The 19394-nt window shown below is 58.2% G+C and carries 12 protein-coding genes and 1 pseudogene; 9 read left to right on the top strand and 4 right to left on the bottom strand.

Annotated elements, in window-relative coordinates; translation table 11 throughout:
- The 9 genes and pseudogenes from NKH54_RS31220 to NKH54_RS31180 all read left to right on the top strand — a co-directional run bounded on the left by NKH54_RS31220 (position 1) and on the right by NKH54_RS31180 (position 15373).
- Entirely contained in the window at positions 1-1326 is a 1326-nt protein-coding gene (locus tag NKH54_RS31220) for a CapA family protein (protein WP_353029636.1), read from the top strand.
- Between the two features lie 884 nt (positions 1327-2210).
- Positions 2211-3555, top strand: a pseudogene (locus tag NKH54_RS31215) (IS5 family transposase).
- 1092 nt (positions 3556-4647) lie between these two features.
- Positions 4648-6675 carry a CocE/NonD family hydrolase gene (locus tag NKH54_RS31210; protein ID WP_353029635.1) on the top strand — a complete coding sequence of 676 codons (2028 nt, stop codon included), beginning with the start codon at positions 4648-4650 and terminating at the stop codon, positions 6673-6675.
- 998 nt (positions 6676-7673) lie between these two features.
- On the top strand, positions 7674-9257 hold the full coding sequence (locus NKH54_RS31205) for an ABC transporter substrate-binding protein (RefSeq protein WP_353029634.1): 1584 nt from the start codon (positions 7674-7676) through the stop codon (positions 9255-9257).
- 24 nt (positions 9258-9281) lie between these two features.
- Positions 9282-10220, top strand: coding sequence for an ABC transporter permease (locus tag NKH54_RS31200; protein WP_353029633.1), 939 nt, complete (start codon positions 9282-9284; stop codon positions 10218-10220).
- Between the two features lies 1 nt (position 10221).
- On the top strand, positions 10222-11115 hold the full coding sequence (locus NKH54_RS31195; RefSeq protein ID WP_353029632.1) for an ABC transporter permease: 894 nt from the start codon (positions 10222-10224) through the stop codon (positions 11113-11115).
- Positions 11112-12125, top strand: coding sequence for an ABC transporter ATP-binding protein (locus NKH54_RS31190; protein WP_353029631.1), 1014 nt, complete (start codon positions 11112-11114; stop codon positions 12123-12125). The genes NKH54_RS31195 and NKH54_RS31190 overlap by 4 nt, the downstream gene beginning before the upstream one ends.
- Positions 12122-13171, top strand: coding sequence for an ABC transporter ATP-binding protein (locus NKH54_RS31185; protein WP_353029630.1), 1050 nt, complete (start codon positions 12122-12124; stop codon positions 13169-13171). The genes NKH54_RS31190 and NKH54_RS31185 overlap by 4 nt, the downstream gene beginning before the upstream one ends.
- A 51-nt stretch (positions 13172-13222) precedes the next feature.
- Entirely contained in the window at positions 13223-15373 is a 2151-nt protein-coding gene (locus tag NKH54_RS31180) for a CocE/NonD family hydrolase (protein WP_353029629.1), read from the top strand.
- Between the two features lie 391 nt (positions 15374-15764).
- Here NKH54_RS31180 and dddP read toward each other — a convergent pair whose 3' ends face one another.
- The 4 genes from dddP to NKH54_RS31160 all read right to left on the bottom strand — a co-directional run.
- Positions 15765-17096 carry a dimethylsulfonioproprionate lyase DddP gene (gene dddP, locus NKH54_RS31175; RefSeq protein ID WP_353029628.1) on the bottom strand — a complete coding sequence of 444 codons (1332 nt, stop codon included), beginning with the start codon at positions 17094-17096 and terminating at the stop codon, positions 15765-15767.
- A 144-nt stretch (positions 17097-17240) separates the two neighbouring features.
- Positions 17241-18272: a GlxA family transcriptional regulator gene (locus tag NKH54_RS31170; protein ID WP_353029627.1), complete on the bottom strand. Its 1032-nt coding sequence runs from the start codon at positions 18270-18272 to the stop codon at positions 17241-17243.
- 83 nt (positions 18273-18355) lie between these two features.
- Positions 18356-19048 carry a cobalamin B12-binding domain-containing protein gene (locus NKH54_RS31165; RefSeq protein ID WP_353029626.1) on the bottom strand — a complete coding sequence of 231 codons (693 nt, stop codon included), beginning with the start codon at positions 19046-19048 and terminating at the stop codon, positions 18356-18358.
- 230 nt (positions 19049-19278) lie between these two features.
- On the bottom strand, positions 19279-19394 hold a 116-nt coding region (locus NKH54_RS31160; RefSeq protein WP_353029658.1), incomplete at its 5' end, for a trimethylamine methyltransferase family protein.

Raw genomic sequence — 19394 nt, 5'->3', positions numbered from 1 at the left:
ATGATGGAAGATGGAAATTTCGATAACGTCGGTTCGACAGCTACAAATGTTACGGATGGCTTCACGATGGTTGCGGTTAGTGACCTCATGATAAGGCGGCCGATAGCAAAAAATCAGCGTAGCGGATTCGGGGATGTTGCCGAAATTCTTCGAAGTGCCGACGCCACATTCGGCAATTTGGAGACAAATGTCTTCGACATCCGAACGTTCAAGGGAAGCCCACAGGTCAACGGCGATTCCTATCACGTCGGCCCGCCAGAGCTAGGTCCTGATTTAAAAGCAATGGGATTCAATCTACTGTCTTTTGCGAACAACCATACGTTCGATTGGGGCCTTGAAGGTATGCGGGAGACGAGTCAAATACTTGACCAGACTGGTATTACCTACGCCGGTGTGGGGGAGAATTTGGCGCAAGCTGGTGCGGCCCGTTATCTGGAGACGGCACGTGGTCGTGTGGCGTTGGTGTCGTTCGCTGCAACATTCACGCCAACGTCGCGTGCGTGCGATCCCGCTGGCGAGGCGCCAGGCAGGCCAGGACTAGCCGCCCTTCGTTTGACCAATAGTATCGTAGCGCCGCCGGACATGTTCGAAAGTTTGAGGTGGATAAGCAATGCGTTGCCCGACTCCTCAAGCCGTCAGGGCGGAGACCGGGTCGTTCTCGCCGGGGCGACATTCAAGATCGGCGACAAAGTTGGTTATAGTTTCGAAGCGGACCCGCGCGATATTCATGAGATCCTACGAAACGTTCGCCAAGTTAAGCAGTTCTCTGATTTCTTGATTGTTAGTAACCACGGTCATGAGCCGGAGGGCAGTCAGGAGCCGCCCGATTACGAGCAATCCTTCGCGCGTAGGTTGATCGACACCGGAGCTGACGCCTATGTCGGGCACGGGCCGCACCAGTTGCGAGGCATCGAGATCTATAGGGGCCGCCCGATTTTCTACAGCTTGGGGAATTTCGTCTTCGACAATCTTCAGACGGTCGAGGGGGCCGACTATTTCGCCGAGTATGGAAAAGACCCTCGGATCGACACGGTAGCCGACTTGTTGGTCGAGGCAAACAAAGGGTGGGCAATTCCAGAGTTCTACGAGAGCATCGTCACCGTCAGTCGTTTTGAGGGCAACCAGCTTTCTGAACTGAGGCTCATTCCGGTCGAGCTGGGCTGCTCCGAAAGGTTGGCAAACCGGGGGGTGCCGCGTCTCGCGTCTGGGCCGAAAGCAGTAGCCATTCTGGAGCGTCTACAAAAGCTCTCCAAGGCATTTGGGAACGATATTACCATCGAGAATGGAGTTGGGGTCATAAGGGTGACCAGCAGTTCGCCAGAATAGTTGCATTCTATAGTGGCCGCACCATGACGGATTGTAGCTAGCGCTCTATGACTGCCATTAGGCGCCGTTTGCCCCCGCCTGAGCTTCACGCAACTTCAAGCGCTAGGCGATACAGTGCGATTTTGGCGCAGCTCAGCTCCTTCAGCCCTTCAAAATCTGATAGCGGCAGGACTTGCATTCATGACAATGCAAACCACGCGCTCTTTGGGAATCTTGGGCCTCGAACCGGGCCCACAGCTCACGCCGGAGCCTCCCGGAGCGGTGCTGCATCCATCCAGCTTTCACTTCCCGGTCATCTCGGAAACGGAAGCGGGGGGGCGCCCGAGAAAGTCTCCCGCGGCGATCCCGCGCTCAAGTCAGCCTACATCGCTGACGCCCGGCGTCTGGTCGAGCGTGGTGCAGTTGCGATATCTTCGGACTGCGGCTTCTTTATCCGACACCAAGCCGCCGTGGTCGCGTCGGTGAATGTACCGGTGGCGTTGTCGAGTCTGCTCTTGTAGCCTACCTTGCTTCGCCAGCTATCGTCACCAGCCAAGATTGCCTTACTAACGTTCGATTCGACACGTTGCACGGAAGATCTGCTCGGGATCGATGATCCGGCCGAGCGATCACGAATCGTCATTGGTGGCATCGAAGTCATCGAAGGGAGCAAGTACTGGCATGACTCGCGTAAACGTACGCCGCCTCCAGTCGATGTGAGTGCGTCGGCCGTGAACTATCCGCAAGCCGTTGATCTGGCATCCTGATTAAGGCGGACGACGGCTTTGGAATTGCAGGATTTGCGGTGTTTGGGGGCTGTTTTCCTGCAATTCGATTTTGCGATTCCCTTGTGCTGCGGAGCGTGATTCACTCGGTTCGGCGGCGGCGAATCGAGGGGACGGCGAGTGTCCAGGCCACGCGAGAAGCGCGAGACGGGGAGCAGGACCTGTTCCGCTCCAGGCTCGATCAGATCATCAACATGAAGCACGAGCGGTGCGGCTGGCGCAGGCGATCGACTGGCCGGTGCTGGAGGAGCGTTTCGGCGCGGTCTATTCGGACGGCCCTGGCATGCCGCCGCTGCCGACCCGGCTGATGGCGGGGCTGGCGATCCTCAAGCACACCTTCAACCTGTCGGACGAGGTGGTGTGCGAGCGCTGGGTGGAGAACCCCTACTTCCAGTATCTCACCGGCGAGGCGTTCTTCTGCCATGCGCTGCCGTTCGACCGCTCGTCGATGACGCGCTGGCGCAGTCGCATGGGCGAGGAGCGGATCGTGGCGCTCTTGCAGGAAAGCCTCAGCCTTGCGGTCAAGACCGGGGCGATGAAGCCGGCCGACACGCGCCAGGTCATCGTCGACACCACCGTGCAACCGAAGAACGTGATGTTCCCGACCGACGCCAAGCTCATCCACCGGGCGCGTGAACGGCTGGTGCGGCTGGCCAAGAAGACGGGTCTCAATTTGCGCCAGAGCTATGTGCGGGTCGGCAAGCTGGCGCTGATCAAGCACCAACGCTATGCCCACGCCAGGCAGTTCAACCGGGCCAACAAGGCGCTGCGCAGGCTCAAGACCTATCTCGGCCGGACCCTTCGCGACATCTCCCGCCAGATCGCCGGCGATGCGGAGCTGGACGCGCTCTTCAAATGGCCGCTCTACCAGGCCGCCACCGTTCTCCAGCAGCGTCAGCGCCAGCGCGGCCGCAAGATCTACAGCCTGCACGCGCACGAGGTGGAATGCATCGGCAAGGGCAAGGCGCATGCGCCCTACGAGTTCGGGGTGAAGGTGTCGGTGGCCACCACGCTGAAGCGCTCAAAGGGCGGCCAGTTCGCCCTGCATGCAAAAGCGCTGCCCGGCAATCCCTATGACGGCCACACGCTCGCAAGCGTCATCCCCGACATGGAAAAGGCCATCGGCAACGAGATCAGTCGCATCCTCGCCGACGCCGGCTATCGCGGCCACAACGCACCGCAGAGCCACACGTTCAGAGTCTTCACCAGCGGCCAGAAACGCCGCCTCACCCCGGTCATCAAGCGCCAGATGCGCCGTCGCTCCGCCATCGAGCCCGTGATCGGCCACATCAAGGCCGAGCACCGGATGGGCCGCAACTACCTCGCCGGGAAGCAGGGCGACGCCGTCAACGCCGTCCTGGCCGCCGCAGGCTACAACTTCTCCCTCGTGCTCAGGTGGCTGAAGGCTCTTTTGTGGCTTCTCATCGCCGCCCTCCAAAGTCAGCCGAAGGAACTCGAAGCCTGATCCCTCTCATTGTTCACGGCCGACGAGTGCGCTCGAAAAGGATGTCACCGCCTGCCTGGCTCGTCTTCGCGCCGCGCATCCTGACATCTCGATGATCCTATTGGAATGCAGCGGATTCCCGAGGATAGCTCCAGCGATCCGTCATTGCACACAGCTTCCTGTGTACGACATCACGACTCTATGCCGGATGACGTACGCGTCTGTTGCCTAATTTAATCCCAACAAAGCCCCGGTGTACGGAGCCGTGGACGGCGATGCCGCAGAAGATGAGTGTCTGTGCGCAAAAGGCTTAATAGCACTCAAACTAGCTCAACGATTCTTGACGTTATAGGACCTGCAGACAATGAAGACGTTCGACAGCTTCCATCTTACTGCCTCTGATCCATCACCCGTTAATGTAATCTGCGAGGGCATTCCCAACCTTCTTCGCCGAAGGCGAGCGCAAATGCCGCTACCGCAATCGAAGAGGTCAGAGCAAGAGACATGGCGCACGCTGCTCAGCCGATGCAGCAAAGCGCTGTAGTCGCCCTTGCGGCACGATCCGTCTGAACAGCTATTCGGCGCCCCATCGCTTGGCGTCTTTGGCCCTGCATCCAGGCGAGATCGATGGGGCTGCACGCGATCTCGGAAATGCCCGAAGAAACGACCGAATCCGTCGAGGGTACCCAACCACGAAGCTTCGATATGAATCAGCTCTATACCAGTCGCTATCTTTTCCGTCTGCGATACCGCCGCCCCATCGTCTATTCGAAGGAGAAGATGAGGCCGAGCATGAGCTGGCACAACTGCGTCGCCGGTCGCCTTTGGCAAGTCGGGCAGCAAAAGTGGGAACTAACCACGGAGTGGAAAGTATAAGCCGTCGCACCTTTCTCAAGGCTGGCGCTGCACTTGACAGGTCGGATACGCCGCATCTCGCTGCCGCTGCGGTGCCTTCGCTCGTGGCAACGCCTTACGGCTGCGATTTCCTCACTTGTTGCCCGTCGAGTGAAGTACCTCTGCGACGGAGCAGTGGCGCCAGCCGGTTCACTCGCCATTTCCTATTCAATCGTCGCAGCTCCTGCCGCAGGCGCGAGCGCACAGAAGGATCGCACCATGGATGATATCCGCGTTGTCACCGACTTTCCCCGGAAAGTGCGCGAGATCGAGCATGTCTGGATCCCGATGCCGGACGGCGTGAAGCTCGCCGCTCGCATCTGGTTACCGGAGGACGCCGAGGAGGATTCGGTACCTGCGATCCTTGAATATCTTCCCTACCGCAAGCGGGACGGAACGGCGGAGCGCGACTCGCTCACCCATCCTTACTTCGCCGGCCATGGCTATGCCGGGGTGCGCGTCGACATGCGCGGTTCAGGCGATAGCGAAGGCGTCTGCAAAGGCGAGTATCTCAAGCAAGAGCAGGACGACTGTCTGGCGGTGATCGAATGGTTGGCGCAGCAATCCTGGTGCTCGGGCAGCGTCGGTATGATTGGCATCTCCTGGGGCGGCTTCAACGGCCTGCAGGTCGCCGCCCGCCGGCCTTCCGCACTCAAGGCGGTAATCTCGCTCTGTTCCACAGACGATCGCTACAATGATGACTGCCACTATCTCGGCGGCGCGCTTATGTGCGAGAATTTGATGTGGGGCGCGACAGCTTGGGCGATCGCCATGACCCCGCCCGATCCCGCGCTTGTGGGGGAGCGCTGGCGCCAGATGTGGGAGCAGCGGCTGAACGGCAACGGCATCTGGTTGCAAGATTGGATCGAGCACCAGCGCCGGGACGATTTCTACAAGCACGGCTCCATCTGCGAGGACTATTCCGACATTGAGGTTCCTGTCTATGCCGTGGGTGGCTGGGCGGACGCCTATCCCAACGCGATCTTCCGCATGCTCGAGAACCTGCCGGGACCTCGCAAGGGCCTGATCGGCCCTTGGGCTCATAAGTACCCGAACATCGCCATGCCTGGGCCGCGCATCGGCTTCCTCCAGGAATGCCTTCGTTGGTGGGACCAGTACCTTAAAGGCATCGACACCGGAATCGCCGACGAGCCGATTTTGAGGGCCTGGGTGCAAGATCCATTGCCGCCGGCCCCCATCTACGACGAGCGGCCAGGCCGTTGGATCGCCGAGCCCTCCTGGCCGGCGCCAGGCGTTGTCGAACAGCGGCTGGCACTCTCACCGGGGCGTCTTGTCGAAGGAGATGGCAGTGACGCTGTTCTCACGATTTGTTCGCCCTCGACCGCGGGCCTTTCATCCGGTGTTTGGTGCGCCTATGGCGTGGTGCCGGACCAGCCGGTCGACCAGCGCACGGAAGCCGGAAACGCCTTGGTATTCGAAACCGACCCTCTTACGGAGGCGGTAGACCTTCTCGGCTTCCCGGAGTTTGAGGCGACTCTCTCCTCCGACAAGGCGGTGGCTATCCTGTCGGCCGCGCTTTCGCTGGTGTTGGAAGACGGCGCAGCCGCCCGCGTCAGCTATGGTATTCTGAACTTGACTCATCGGCACGACGACCTTGACTTGACACCAATGACACCCGGTAAGCCGGAAGCAATACGCATGAAACTGCGGTCCTGCGGACAGCGCTTCGAAAAAGGGCAACGCATAAGGCTGGCGATCGCTACTAGCCATTGGCCTATCGTGTTTCCAAGTCCAGAGAAAGCAACTCTCTCTATACATTGTGCCACCAGCAGGTTGATCTTGCCGGTGCGCAAAGCGAATGCTTTAGACTCCAAACTAGTGCCCTTTCTGGAGCCCGAAAGCGCGCGGCGGATGGCACGAGAGGTCATCAAGCCTGGTCAACCTTTCCGTCGCGAGGTAACCACAAACCAAGCTACTGGCGAAACCACTTTCCGTCTCGCGAGCGACACTGGAACCGTGCTGCACCCACATACCGGGATGATCGTTTCAGCCAAGCACACCGACACACTTACCATGCATCCCGACGATCCGAACTCGGCGCGCGGCACCTCCAGTTGGGAAAAGTCCTATATCCGCGGCGACTGGAACGTTCACATTGCGCTCTCGGCCACAGTGCGCGCGTTGCGCGACGTATGGCGCATCGAGACACACATCGTCGCACATGACGGTGAGGAACTTGTCCTTGAACGGGACGACATCAAGGAGTTCGCTCGCGATCTCAACTGACCGGTACCCGAGTTGGTCCCGCTCGGGGCCGACCACCCTGACCACTACTCACATCTTTCTAAATCAAGCGCCACTCCGATCTTAAGAAAGCAGACAGCAGGCTCGATGCTGCCGGATATCGTGACGACGGTATCCGGCAGGGACAAGGAAGGCAACTTGGATCTCATCAGCCACCTTCGAGATGCCCATTGCAGTAGTCCACCCATCGCCGGCTACTGTCTGTTTCGGTGAGGCGATGGTTGAGACGAAGATCCGTCCAGGTTGGCATGCGAAACGTCTCTGTCCATTTCAAGGGGTCTTCAAGATGCCTTGCAGAGTCTAATTTTTGCGTTCCCCGGCCCGCCTAGGCACATGCCTGAGCTGGTGCATCAAGCCCGGGAACGCTTCAACATTATGCTGGGGTATATAAAATTCGACCTTATCACGTTGGGACCGCTTCTCGGTCTCAGGCCAGCGCGACTGCCGGGACATCGAATTCGTCTAAAAGGGTAGGTCGGGCTCGGACCGGCGAATCGCATAAAAGGAAACAGGACTCCGGCCGCAGCGACAATACGAAAGCTCCAGCGGGACCCTCCCTCGCCAAATCAAGGGATGATTCCTGCTGCCGTGCCCCACACCCAGTTTCCGGCAGCGACGCCGACATCCGCTAAGGCATAGTAGATAGCGTTTGTTCGCCCCACGACCGGCGTGGGCTCGCCAGTTGCGCGTTAGCGCCGCCGCTTGGAACGTTGGGCCGTGCCGTTATTGATGCGACCCACGCGAGAGCAAGCAAATGGAGCTCCGCACGATCTCGGCAATTTCCGAAGGAAAGACCGAGTCCGTCGAGGGGACCAGACCAGGAAGCTTAGATATGAATCAGCTTTATACCAGTTTGCTATCTTTTCCGTCTGCGACTCTGCCGCCATATCGTGTATTCGAAGGGGAAATAAGGCCCGAGGGAGGCGGCCGAAACTACGTCGCAGGCCGCCTTTCGTCGCTCGGCAAAAGGGGAACCAACCATGGAGGATATGATGCAAAGTGTAAGCCGTCGCGCCTTTCTTAGGGCCGGTGCCGTGCTAGGTGGGGGAATAGTCGCTGGGAGCCTGCCGTTGTCGCAAGTCATCTGGGCAGCCGAAGGCAAGGTGCTCAAGGTGCGTTCCAATGGAGACCTCATCACACTGGATCCCGCTTTCGTCGGACAAGCGGCGGAGGTAGACCTGATGAACTGCATCTATTCGAAGCTCACGCGCTACAAGCCTGGCTCCGAATGGGGTTGGGAGTTGGAAGCCGCAGAAAAGATCGAGCAGATTGACCCCACGCATATTCGCTTTCGCCTGAAGAAAGGCATTAAGTTCAGCGGTGGTCACGGCGAGTTGACGGCCAAGGACGTCAAATTCTCCTTCGAGCGAGTGATCAAGCTGAATTCACCAATCAAGCCGCAATGGGGCTCGTTCGATCACGTCGAGTTGGAGGATGACTATACTGGCGTGATTGTATTCAAGGCGCCATTTGCGGCTGTTTGGCTCGTTCCGCTACCTTATGCCGTGGGCCAAATCATTTCCGAGGATGCGGTAATGAAGACAACCAAGGACGGCGGTAATTTCGGTGTGAAGCCGCCAGCGTTCTCTGGTCCCTACGTGCTTGCCGACTGGAAACCTAATCAATATGCGCTTCTCACGCGCAATCCGGACTGGTCAGGCCCGAAGCCCGGCTTTGACGAAATCCGCATCTTGCCGATCGCCGACGTTAAGGCGGCGGAACGCGCCTATCAGGCGGGCGACGTCGATTTCACTGTCATCGGTCTGGATTCGCTAGCGACGTTCAAGAGCAATCCGCCGGCCAACACCGAGATCGCGGAAAAGGCATCGACTCGGTACGCATGGATCGGCAGTAATATAGATCATCCCAAACTAAAGGATATCAATGTCCGCAAGGCGATCCAATGGGGTATCAATGTGCCGCAGATTCTGGATGCTGCGTATGCCGGCCAGTCGACTGCGGCGACAGGCATTATTCCTCCAGGCGTTCTCGGGCATCGCGCCAAGACTCTCGTCCCGCCGGAGGGCGATCTCGAAAAGGCCAAGGAGTTTCTGCAGAAAGCCGGGGTCAGCAATCTGACTTTGAGCATCGATTGCGAAAGCAATAGCCTCAATTCAACTATAGCTCAGATGGTGCAAGCGCAACTTTCTCAGGTCGGCATTTCGGTCGAAGTCAATGCTCGAGATTCCGGCACATTCTGGTCGCTCGGCATGGAATCGGAGGGCGATCGCTGGAAGGACTTACAGCTCTTCATCATGACCTTCTCCGGTCTGCCGGATCCGTATGATTACGTGACCTGGTTCGTGCGAGATCAAGTAGGCGTATGGAACTGGCAACGCTTCCGCAGCGAGCGCTTTGACGAGCTCAACGCCAAGGGACTCTCCATTAGCGATCCGATCGAGCGGGCGAAGCTCTACCAGGAGATGCAGGACCTCATGGAGGAGTCTGGCGCTTTCAGGTTCCTGACCAATGAGACCAATCCGGTCATGTATCGCACTACGCAAATGCAGGCGGCAATGCGCCCGGACGGGACACCGTTGTATATCGACTTCCAGCCGGTTTAGGCTTGAGCGATCGGACCCAGAACCGTGTGGCTCTATCTCCTGAAACGCACTGTCCTCGCGGTCGCAATTATTGTGATCGCGGTGACGCTTGTGTTCTTTATGATTCATGCCGTGCCTGGGGATCCGGCCACAGCTCTACTCGGCCCACGCGCGACCCCAGAGATGATAGCCCAGCTTCACCAACAGATGGGGCTGGATAAGCCGCTCGCCGTGCAGCTCGCCACCTTCTTTGGGGGGCTGCTCAAAGGCAATCTCGGTCTTGACGTAGTCAGCCAGCGACCGGTTGCGGACATCATTTTCGAGCAACTGCCCTATACGATCGACTTGATCATCGTCTCGATCTTGTGGGCAGTCGCGATTGCGGTGCCACTCGGCTGTTACTCGGCCATGAAGCGGAACTCTGTGATCGACCAAATTGTCGGTGTCATGGCGGTCGCCACGATCGCCATTCCTTCCTTCGTCATGGCAGTCTACGCACTTCTGATATTCGCTGTCACGCTCCATTGGTTGCCAGCAATCGGGGCCGGCGAGGGTTTTTCGGACAGCCTGGTCCATCTCATTCTGCCAGCCTTCGCCATTGGTATCGGCTGGATTGGCTATATCTCCCGACTGGTACGGGCATCTATGCTCGAGATCCTGGGTGAGAACCATGTGCGCATGGCGCGCTCCTTCGGGATTTCCGAATGGCGTATCGTTTCGCGTTACGCGCTACCCCTTGCGATCCTGCCGACGGTGACCATCATTGGCGTGGGCATAGCGTGGTTGCTTTCTTCCGCGGTTTTTATCGAGGTGGTTTTCGCAAGACCCGGCATCGGCGCCTTGATCGTGAAGGCGGTCAATACGCGGAACTACGCGATCGTAATAGGGGCGGTGCTCGTCACCACCGTTCTCACGGTCGTCGCGACAACGGTCTCCGATCTGATCGCGGCCTCTATCGATCCTCGAACCCGCGAGAAACTTTAGCATGGCGAGCCTTGAAGCCATCCGCGCCGAAGCCAGCCGGGAGCTAGGCCCCGGCGCCTTTCGCAAGATTGCCCGGCAGTTGCACAAGAACCACCTGGGCGTGCTTGGCGCCGTGCTTGTCGCTCTCGTGTTCGCGAGCGCGATCTTCGCTCCGCTCATCATTACACATGATCCGACCCGCATCATGGTCGGGCCGCGTTTGGCAGACCCTTCACGGCTTTTTCTCCTGGGCACCGATCAACTGGGCCGCGACACATTCTCGCGCGTCATGATGGGCGGCCGCGTCCCGCTGCTGGTCGCCTTCGCCTCCCTTGGCAGTTCGCTGGCAGTGGGCCTCGCGCTTGGTCTGATCGCAGGCTTCGGACCGAGGTGGTTGGACAATTTGCTCCTTCTTTTTTTCGATACGATCCGCTCCTTTCCCGGCATTATCTTTGCATTGGCCATTATCGGGCTGCTAGGACCCAGTCTGGCCAGCATTATTTTTGTCATCGCAATTACGTCCATGCCTATTTACGCGCGCGTCGTGCGGACCCAGACAGAGGCGCTTCGCAACAGTGAATATATTGCCGCGGAGCGCAGCATGGGCGCCGGCACGACGCGCATCCTCGCCGTGCACGTACTGCCCAACGTCATCGGGCCGCTCCTCATTCTCGTGAGCATGGACGTGCCGGCTGTCATCGCCGTAGAGGCGGGTCTCAGCTTTCTCGGGTTGGGCGTACGTCCGCCGACGCCTGATTGGGGAGCTATCCTCAACGACGGCTATAATTACATCCAACAGACGCCCTGGCTGGTCGTTGGCGGTGGCATTCCGATCGTCCTCGCAACTCTAGGCTTCACATTCCTAGGCGAGGCGCTGCGCGACATATTCGATCCAAAGCTGCGGAAAGATCTATGATACGAGACGATCAGTCATCGCATTCGACTTCCCCGCTTCTGGAAATCCGTGGCCTCAATCTCGACTTCGGCACGCCAGGGGGGCGCGTTCATGCGCTGCGAAATGTTTCGCTTAACGTTCCAGCCGGACAGGTGGTTGGCATTGTCGGTGAAAGCGGATCCGGAAAGTCGACGCTTGCATATACGGTGATGGGCCTCCTTCCTGAAAATGCAGATGTCACGGCTGGCAACATCCTATTCGAAGGACGAGACCTGCTCAAAATGCCCGCTCAGTCGCGCCGTAGCCTGCTCGGCGATCGACTTTCCATGATCTTTCAGGATCCGATGACTGCGCTCAATCCCGTTCGGACCATCGAGAACCAGATGATCGATATCCAGCACCACGAGCGAAGAAGCCGAAGCGAAAAGCGTGCTCGTGCCATCGACATGCTCCACCGAGTCGGAATTCCCGATCCACAAACCCGGATCGGAGCCTATCCGCATCACTTTTCCGGCGGCATGCGTCAGCGGATCTGCATCGCCATGGCGCTGCTTGTAAGACCGGCGCTCTTGATCGCCGACGAGCCAACCACCGCACTCGATGCAACGCTGGAAGTGCAGATTATCCATCTCCTCAAAGATCTGCAAAGAGAGATTGGTTGTTCCGTACTTTTCGTCTCCCATCATCTCGGTGCTGTGGCTGAACTGTGCGACCGGGTCGTCGTCATGTATGCGGGCGAAAAGGTGGAGCAGGGTGCCGTACGCGACATCTTCCACAATCCTGCTCACCCCTACACGCGCGCACTGCTCGAGTGCGATCCTGGGCGGATCAGAAAAACCACGCGCACTTTGCCGACCATTTCCGGCGAGGTGCCCAGTCCCCTCGGCTTCAAGAAAGGATGCATTTTTAGCGAGCGATGCCCACAGGCGTTCGATCGCTGTGTCCAAGAGACGCCAATCGAGTATCCCATCGGTTTGGAGCAGACCGCGCGATGCCATTTGCTTGATGAAGAGCGGTTGGTTTCGGCATGAGTGCACTTCTCCGAGTTCAGGACCTATGCGTCCGCTTCCGCACCATGGGGTCGCTGAAAGCGCTCGCAACCGGGACCAAAGCCCCTTTCATCGACGCAGTATGCGGTGTCTCCTTTGAAATTCACAAAGGCGAGACGCTGGCCTTTGTCGGCGAAAGCGGCTCGGGCAAATCCACCATCGCGCGCACGATAATCGGCTTGCAGCGGGCCGTGAGCGGCAGCATCAGCTTCGATGGACAGGAACTCACGGAACTCAGTGCAGCCGAACGCAAACCCTGCCTGCGGCGCATGGCGATGACGTTCCAAGATCCGATCGGTTCACTCTCGCCCAGGCTGACGGTGCGATCGCTCCTGACGGAGCCTTTCCGCATCCACGGGCTAAAGGATCGCGATGCCGGAGCCGAAGCGACGCGCCTGCTGCGCACGGTGGGCTTGCCGGCGGATTTTGTTGGCCGCTATCCCCATCAGCTATCCGGCGGTCAGGCCAGGCGCGTCAGCGTCGCGCGTGCCCTTGCGCTTAATCCGGATTTGATCATCGCCGATGAGCCGACGGCTGGCCTCGACGTCTCGGTGCAGGGCGAGGTGCTCAATCTTCTCGCGCGGCTTCAGGACGAACTCGGCATGGCGATCCTGATTATCACGCACAATCTCAACGTTGTGCGGCATATGACCGATCGCATGGCGATCATGTATCTAGGCCGTTTTATTGAGGTTGGCTCGACCGAGCGCATCTTTGAGCACCCGCGTCATCCCTATACACAGGCGCTGCTTGCGGCCAATCCCGAGCCTGACCCGGATGCGGTGCTGAACAGAATCGAGCTTAAGGGCGAGGTCCCGAGCCTGATGAGGCGACCATCCGGCTGCGAGTTCCACACGCGCTGTCGCTACGCGCAGGATATCTGTAGCCGCGTGTTCCCCCAATCTTCGGTAAGCCGGGAAGACCTGGAGCACAGCTTCAGATGCCACTTCCCACTGGAGCACATCCCAGTAGAGAAGCCGCACACCCCGATGGACCGCTGCGAGGTCAACTTGAAGCAGCGCGATTAACCATTCGACTTCGCGATCGCCTGTATTGTTGAATGGAAGGACGTAGTTTGAATGGGCGTTACAAAGAAGAACGATGGTGGCTCGGTAATGGGCATGGCTCCTCAAGATGTGAACGCGCCGCTTCTTAGCAGCAACAATGCAAGGGCATTTTTGAGCAGTACGACGTTTGGCCCCCAAACCCTACAGGCTGGGGGACGAACAGCTCCACGTAGGGTGCGCGAAATCGAGAACATCTGGATTCCAATGTCCGATGGCACGAAGATTGCGGCGCGCATGTGGCTGCCGGAGGATGCCGAGGAGAGTCCGGTGCCAGCGCTGATAGAGTATATCCCTTACCGAAAGCGTGATTCTTACCGGCTATTTGATGACAGCATGCACCCCTACTTAGCTTCCTATGGATATGCTTGTGTACGGCCGGATATTCGGGGATCGGGGGATTCCGAGGGATTGCCGCAGGACGAGTATGTTAAACAGGAGCAGGATGACGGTGCCGAGATCATCGCGTGGCTTGCCAGGCAGCCCTGGTGTACCGGCAAGGTCGGAATGTTTGGACTTTCCTGGGGCGGTTTTAGCGCCCTACAGGTGGCTGCTCGACGTCCACCTGAACTCAAGGCGATCATAACGGTTTGCTCGACCGACGACCGCTATACCGACGACGCGCATTACACCGGTGGCGTAATTAACGATGCTATGATTTTTGAATGGGGTGTCCGCTGGGCGGCTTATTGCGGGCTTCCGCCCGATCCCTCGATCGTTGGTGACCGCTGGCGCGACATGTGGGTCGAGCGTCTCTCCAATTTGGACTTCTATCCCATGAATTGGCTGGCACACCAGCACCGAGACGCATTTTGGAAGCACGGGTCGATTAGTGAAGACTATGCCAGCATCGAATGTCCCGTGTATGCCGTGGGAGGCTGGAGTGATCCTTATTGTTGCACGGTTCCACGCATGCTCGCCAACCTCAAATGCCCGCGCAAAGGGCTTGTCGGCCCGTGGGGACACCAATATCCCAACGAAGGCGATCCTGGACCTGCGGTAGATTGGCTCACGGAAGCGCTGCGTTGGTGGGATTACTGGCTCAAGGACATCGATACGGGTATCATGGACGAACCAATCTACCGCATGTGGATGCAGGACGAGGCCCCGATGCGGGGCACACACGAAATTCCGGGACGGTGGGTCGCTGAGGATGCTTGGCCGTCGCCTCGCATCAGTCCGTGCAAATATTTTCTCAACCGAGACGGATTGGACACGGATCCCGGCGCCGAAACAGCGCGTGTTCTAAGCCCTTTGCAGACCGTCGGACTAACGGCGCCCGATTGGCACTGGAGAGATCTCGACATGGACGCACCAACCGATCAGCGAACGGACGACGGCCGCTCACTGACATTCGATTCCAAGCCGCTCGAAGGAGATTTCGAAATTCTGGGCGCGCCGGTGGTCACTCTCGACCTCGCGGTCGACAAACCGGTCGCATTCCTGGCCGTTCGGCTTAATGAAGTCGAGCCAGACGGCCTGACAAAGAGAATCACGTTCAACATACTGAACCTGACCCACCGGGACAGCCATGAATTTCCTCAACCGCTGGAGCCTGGCAAACGTTACCGCATCCGCATGCTGCTGCAGGATTGTGCCCATGTTTTCAAATCGGGCAGGCGCATTCGTGTTGCAGTATCAACTGCCTATTGGCCCGCATATTTCCCGTCGCCGGAGCCGGTGACGCTGACGGTCTACGCAGGTGGGTCGGAGCTCGAGTTGCCGGTGCGACCGCCACGCGTCGAGGATGTTCATTTGAACCCGTTCGGGCCAGCATTCGTGCCGGAATCAGTGGGCCAAACCGTATTAGAGAACGCACCGGCGCCAACCAGGGTCTATGAATGGGACGTTGGAACAAACAAGCTTACGATGCGCAGCGTGATGTCCGGGGATCGATGCAGGCTTGATGCCACCGGCACAGAAATGTGGTGGACAACATCGGAGACGACAGAAATACTTGACCACGATCCGACCAGCGCAATAGTCGACACGCAGTACATCACAACCATGAAACGCGAGGATTGGAACGTCCGCGTCGAAAGTTCTTTGCGCGTGAGCCTGACCAAGGATGACTTTGTGTGTGTGGGGCAGATCAAGGCTTTGGAACACGATATTGAAATTTTCACCAAGATTTGGGAACGCGCTATCCCACGCATGCTGGTCTAATCCATGTCGTCGATTTTCCCAGCTTAAACTCTAGCCAAGTGATGTTCAGCCGGTTCGACATGTTCACCGGCACTGGTCAGCGGCGGACTGGCCTGCGGAGGAGAAGGACTAGATGACCGTGGCGGAGAGCTACGATGCGGGCGAGAGCTTGAGTGCGGCTGCGTGCGGACATGCCGACATCCTTACATCCTTACATCCTTTGTTTCCTTCGTCGCCACTGCAGCTTTTTCGCGTGGCATATGGTTCCAATCGCCTGCGAGCGTGCCATCGACAGATCGATCATTGGGATCGTCAAGCTGAAACCGCATCGGCGAGATCGACTTCTGATGGGCTCGCTCGATTGTGCGACAACGACTGCGGAAAGACCGGATAATCAGTGTATTCGCCGTTGTTACACCATCAAAGCCGCGTCGAACGGGCATTTTGTGAGGTTTTCAAAGCCGCTTTCGATGATCAGCACCTGCTCTTCCAGCTTCACGCCTTCGCGCCCACCAACTGCGCCAATGTAGGCCTCCACGCACAGGGTCATTCCCGGCTCGAGGACGTAGTCGAATGCGCCAGGGATAAAGTCCTCCGGATATAGGATTGCTGGATATTCGTCGCACAGCCCGATGCCATGCATCATGACGCCATATCGCTGCTCGACGAACTCCGCCGGAAGCTTGTGGCTGCGCTGCGTGAGTTCGGTGAACGAGACGCCCGGCTTTAACATAGTCATGTTTGCAGCCACGTGCTCGTATGCGATGGCGTGCAGCCTTCGCTGTTCGTCGGTGGGCCGGCTGTCACCGCAGTGCCAGGTGCGGGAGAAATCCGCACACATGCCGTAAGGTCCAACCATATCGGTGTCGAAGGCGACGAGGTCTCCTGACATTACCCGGCGCGGTCCAGCTTCTTGCATCCAGGGATTCGTGCGCGGGCCGGAAGTCAAAATGCGTGTTTCGATCCACTCGCCGCCGCGTGCGATGTTCTCGGCATGGAGCACCGACCATAATTCCGTCTCGGCTATGCCGGGCTGCAAACGTTCTCGCATCTTGGCAACGGCAATCTCACAGGTCGCGAGCGAGCAGCGCATCGCATTGATTTCGTCAATCCCCTTGATCGCTCTAGCATGCTCCATAAGCTGCATACCGTTGTAGACTTCAATGCCGAGGGCATCCAGCGCACGCAGGCCGGGGATCTCGATCTTGTCGACGGCGAGACGTCGGTTTTTGCAGCCAAAGCGGCGCAGAAGTTCGTCGATTTGTCCGGCAAAGTCCTTGGCGATTGCTTTCTCTTCGTCCCCGGCGACGAAATAGTAGAAGCCAGCGCCGCCATCCCGGATTTCGTTGATGAGCGGCAGATATGTCGACAAGTGGCTGCAACGATGGAAGTCCCAGAGAACGACATATCCATCGGCTGAAACGAACACAGCTCGGGACGGATTGTGCATGATCCAGATATGCATGTTCGAGGAATCTGAAGCGTATCGTATGTTCAGCGGGTCGAAGCACAGCACGCCAGCATAGTCCCTTTGGCGGAGTTGCTGAACAATCCGGTTAAGCCGGGTCTTGCGCATCCGCTCAAGGTTCGGTGTGGTGAGGCCTTGCACTGCCCACTCTGCGAAGGCGACATCGGTCGGTCCGATTTCCACTCGATCGTTGTCATCGATGCTCCCATCCGGCTTCAGCGCTGTCGCCCCTCGCGTAGGATCAATTTTGTTGTTCACGATCGAAAACGAGGACATGCGAAGCGTTCCCAGGTAGTTTAGGCCTATGGAAGGGATCTAAGACTGGATTCGCTAGCTGCTAAAGGCGGAAAAAAAATCGACCGACATAAGATCAATTCATCCGAGATTCGCGCTATGATGCTCATAGTCGCCGAGCGAAGGTCAGCCTCGACAGGCACTGGGATTGGCGCCGAACGCTTCGCGGAAGCATTTCGAAAAATGCGAGGCCGATGCGAAACCGCAGGCGATCGCGATCTCAACAATCGGCAACTCTGTTTGCCCAATGAGACGCTTAGCGCGGCTAAGTCTCAAATGCAGGTAGTAGCGCATTGGCGATGACGACACGGATCGTGCGAAGAGCCGCTCGATCTGACGCTGCGAACGACCGACGCATTTTGCAATGTCGCGGAGGGGCAGCGGGTCCTCAATATGCTCCTCCATGATCCGAATGACTTCTTCCATCGTCTTGCAGATGCCGGTTTCACCAGCATTGATGGTCTGTTGTCTATCCGAAGCAGGGCGCCAATGTCCGGCAGTCGTATGTCGGCAGACAGCCAATGCGGTGTCTCTGCCAAGGCGTTCGCTGATTAGCTCCATCACGAGGTCGAAGGAGGCGAACTCTCCTGCGCAAGTCACGAGGTGAGTATCACGAACGAACAGTCGGTCGGTCACCTGGAGGCGGTCAAATTTTTCAGAGAGAGCGGCCCTTTGGTCCCAATGGATTGTGCATGCGCTATCGTCGAGCAACCCGCTTTCCGCCAGCAGCCATGTCGCGGTGCCCAACGCCGCGATTGGAACCCCCTGTCGCTTGCAAAGCCGAAGAATCTTGCTGAGGGACGTCGACGTCTGCTTTTGGACCCATTCCCCGGCGCAGACAATGACCATGCTTGGCCCTTTGCCGGCCTGAACGCATCCTCCAGTGCTGGCAAAATCGCTGTCGACCGACAGGATGAACCCGCTGGCGCATTCAACCGGCTGGCCATCCAAGCTTGCAATCGTCCACTCGAAGAAGGATCGGCCGGAGATGGAATTCGCGAGGCGAAGTGGATCCACGAAGGATGAAAGGCTGAGTAGCGAAAATCCGGGAAGTGCAAGGATAACCAGTCGGTACACGTCTTGAGTGTCGATCACCTGCCGGCTGGGATTCCATCCCACGATCCGCGAACGGTCTCCCGCTGAAAATGGCGCATTCATAAGGTCATAGATCCTCGTTGATGATGATCAACATCGAGCGGCCGCGTTGGCACCACCGTCTTACAGGATGGGCGCCGCCTCCATCAACCGCGCACGTTGTGCTTGCGCTCCATGAAGTCCTTGGCGGTTTCGACCGCCACCGCCGCGTCACGGCAATAGGCGTCAGCGCCGACGGCCTTGCCGAATTCTTCATTGAGAGGCGCGCCGCCGACCAGCACGACATAGTCGTCTCGAATGCCCTTTTCCTTCATGGTGTCGATGACCACCTTCATGTAGGGCATGGTGGTGGTGAGCAGCGCCGACATCCCGACGATGTCCGGCTTATGCTCCTCAATCGCTGCCATATATTTCTCGACGGCATTGTTGATGCCTAGATCGATGACGTCGAAACCGGCGCCTTCCATCATCATGCCGACGAGGTTCTTGCCGATGTCGTGGATGTCGCCCTTGACGGTGCCGATGACCATTTTGCCTTGCTTCGGCGCGCCGGTGGCGATAAGCAGCGGACGCAAGATGAACATGCCGGCCTTCATTGCGTTGGCGGACAGAAGCACTTCAGGCACGAACAGGATGCCGTCGCGGAAATCCTCTCCGACGATGCGCATGCCCTCAACCAGCGCCTGCGTGAGCACGGCGTAGGGCTGCCAGCCGCGATCGAGAAGGATGTTGGTGCCTGTTTCGATCTCCTCCTTCAGTCCGTCGTAGAGATCGTCGTGCATCTGCTGCACCAACTCGTCGTCGGAGAGTTCGGAAAGGATGATCTCGTCGTCGGTCATGGCGGGTCACCTCGTGCTTAATTTCAAAGGAGGTCGGCACCCCATCCTCGATGGGGCACCGACCCAGGCTTCCGGTTGGAGCCTTGGGAGTTGATTCAGACTGCAAGCCGGAATTTCCACAGATCAATCTGGAAGGCGGGATGAACACTATAGTTCTTCACCTTCGTATGGCTGTACAACTTTTGCGAAAGTGCTGCATACCGAATCCTGAGGGATCCGCTCCAAACCTGTCATGATCTAAACGTCATCTCAAAGCGGGAGGGAGCCTTGGAGATGAGATGCATAACCATCTCGCCCTCCAAGCGCACACGCTGACCCTGGACATCGGCGCCAGCCTCTTTCCATT

It is taken from the genome of Mesorhizobium sp. M1004, assembly GCF_040318795.1.
Classification (GTDB): Bacteria; Pseudomonadota; Alphaproteobacteria; order Rhizobiales; family Rhizobiaceae; genus Mesorhizobium.
Note: the sequence above shows the minus strand (reverse complement) of the source record. Positions and strands in the feature narration are given on the sequence as shown.

Coding starts and splice junctions, on each gene's coding strand:
- NKH54_RS31220 (WP_353029636.1), top strand. CDS start 1: ATGATGGAAGATGGAAATTTCGATAACGTCGGTTCGACAGCTACAAAT.
- dddP (WP_353029628.1), bottom strand. CDS start 17,096: ATGTCCTCGTTTTCGATCGTGAACAACAAAATTGATCCTACGCGAGGG.
- NKH54_RS31170 (WP_353029627.1), bottom strand. CDS start 18,272: ATGAATGCGCCATTTTCAGCGGGAGACCGTTCGCGGATCGTGGGATGG.
- NKH54_RS31210 (WP_353029635.1), top strand. CDS start 4,648: ATGGATGATATCCGCGTTGTCACCGACTTTCCCCGGAAAGTGCGCGAG.
- NKH54_RS31190 (WP_353029631.1), top strand. CDS start 11,112: ATGATACGAGACGATCAGTCATCGCATTCGACTTCCCCGCTTCTGGAA.
- NKH54_RS31205 (WP_353029634.1), top strand. CDS start 7,674: ATGGAGGATATGATGCAAAGTGTAAGCCGTCGCGCCTTTCTTAGGGCC.
- NKH54_RS31185 (WP_353029630.1), top strand. CDS start 12,122: ATGAGTGCACTTCTCCGAGTTCAGGACCTATGCGTCCGCTTCCGCACC.
- NKH54_RS31195 (WP_353029632.1), top strand. CDS start 10,222: ATGGCGAGCCTTGAAGCCATCCGCGCCGAAGCCAGCCGGGAGCTAGGC.
- NKH54_RS31180 (WP_353029629.1), top strand. CDS start 13,223: ATGGGCGTTACAAAGAAGAACGATGGTGGCTCGGTAATGGGCATGGCT.
- NKH54_RS31165 (WP_353029626.1), bottom strand. CDS start 19,048: ATGACCGACGACGAGATCATCCTTTCCGAACTCTCCGACGACGAGTTG.